This is a genomic window from Mesorhizobium sp. M4A.F.Ca.ET.050.02.1.1 (genome assembly GCF_003997725.1).
Lineage (GTDB): Bacteria > Pseudomonadota > Alphaproteobacteria > Rhizobiales > Rhizobiaceae > Mesorhizobium.
On record NZ_RZSG01001059.1, the window covers coordinates 1 to 1,659 of the forward strand.

Sequence of the window (1,659 nt, forward strand, 5' to 3'; positions counted from 1 at the left end):
CATGGGCGGCGGCAGCAAGATAACCGAGATCGCGGGCATTGCCGGGCGCGTGGCCAAATGCTCGCCCTGCGGTGGCTGCCGGCAGCGTCTGGCGGAGTTCTGCCGGCCGGAGACGAAACTCTATCTGTGCGACAATGGCGGCGTGGTCGAGACCGTGACCATGGGCGACATGCTGCCTTACGGCTTCAGGGGCGACATACTGAAATGATGGAAAAGGCGCTCGATCATCTCGTCGAAAGGCTGGACGGGCTGGCGCCCGCGGTCGCGCTGGTGCTGGGTTCGGGCCTGGGCGGCCTCGTCAGCAAGGTCGAGGATGCCAGGCGCATTTCCTATGCCGAACTGCCGGGCTTCCCAAGAAGCGGCGTCAGCGGCCACGCGGGCGAGGTTGTGGCGGGGTATTTCGCCGGCTCCCCGGTGCTGATGCTGTCCGGCCGCGCGCACTATTACGAGCACGGCAACGCTGGGGCGATGCGTCCGGCGCTCGAGGTGCTGGCCGGCATCGGCATTTCGCAGCTCATCCTCACCAATGCCGCCGGCTCGGTCGATCCGGAAATGGGGCCGGGCTCGGTGATGCAGGTTACCGACCACATCAATTTCTCGGGCTCCAACCCGCTGATCGGCGAGCCCAGCGACCGCCGCTTCGTCGGCCTCACCGAGGCCTATGATGCGGGCCTGCGCAAGGCGATCGAGAAGGCGGCCAAGGCGACCGGCACCACGCTCCATAAGGGCGTCTATATGTGGTTCTCCGGCCCGTGCTTCGAGACGCCGGCCGAGATCCGCATGGCGCGCATCATGGGCGCCAACGCCGTCGGCATGTCGACGGTGCCGGAGGTCATTCTCGCCCGCTTCCTGGGCTTGCGCGTCGCCGCCTGTTCGGTCATCACCAACCTCGCTGCCGGGATGACCGGAGCGGAGCTTTCGCACCAGGAGACCAAGGACATGGCGCCCATCGGCGGCGCGCGGCTGGCGACGATCCTCGAGCGCCTGTTCCGCGACGGGTTGCCAGAGAGCTGATGCTGCCGCAGGAAATTATCCGCCGCAAGCGCGATGGCCACAGGCTGTCGGCGCCGGAGATCGCGGCTTTCATCGAAGGGCTGAGCGCCGGCACCGTCACGGAAGGCCAGGTCGGCGCTTTCGCCATGGCGGTGTTCTTCAACGGCATGAGCCGCGAGGAGGCGGTGGCATTGACCATCGCCATGCGCGATTCCGGCGGCGTGCTCGACTGGTCCGATCTGCCGGGCCCGGTCACCGACAAGCATTCGACGGGCGGTGTCGGCGACAATGTCTCGCTGATGCTGGCGCCGATCGTCGCCGCCTGCGGCGCCTATGTGCCGATGATCTCCGGCCGTGGCCTTGGCCATACCGGCGGCACGCTGGACAAGATGGATGCGATCCCCGGCTACATCAGCCAACCGGACGTGGCGCGCTTGCGCAAGACGGTGCTCGAAACCGGCTGCGCCATAATTGGCCAGACCGCCGACCTGGCGCCCGCCGACCGTCGCTTCTACGCGATCCGCGACGTGACGGGCACGGTGGAATCGGTACCGCTGATCACCGCCTCGATCCTGTCGAAGAAGCTCGCCGCCGGGCTCGGATCGCTTGTACTCGACGTCAAGGTTGGCAATGGCGCCTTTATGGAGAAGTCGCGTGATGCAACAG

Annotated in this window: 2 protein-coding genes and 1 pseudogene; all 3 read left to right on the top strand. The window is 66.8% G+C overall.

The window, feature by feature from the left end:
- Positions 1–208 (top strand): annotated as a pseudogene (locus EOA33_RS34900) (cytidine deaminase); the annotation flags it as partial.
- Positions 205–1,014 (top strand): purine-nucleoside phosphorylase, encoded by an 810-nt coding sequence (locus EOA33_RS34905; RefSeq protein WP_126058355.1) that lies wholly within the window; start codon positions 205–207, stop codon positions 1,012–1,014. The pseudogene EOA33_RS34900 and the gene EOA33_RS34905, both read left to right, overlap by 4 nt.
- The coding region (locus tag EOA33_RS34910; protein WP_127407665.1) for a thymidine phosphorylase at positions 1,014–1,659 on the top strand (646 nt) is incomplete at its 3' end. The genes EOA33_RS34905 and EOA33_RS34910, both read left to right, overlap by 1 nt.

Bases quoted from the DNA above. Each gene is read 5' to 3' on its own strand.
- EOA33_RS34905 (WP_126058355.1), top strand. From the start codon at position 205: ATGATGGAAAAGGCGCTCGATCATCTCGTCGAAAGGCTGGACGGGCTG.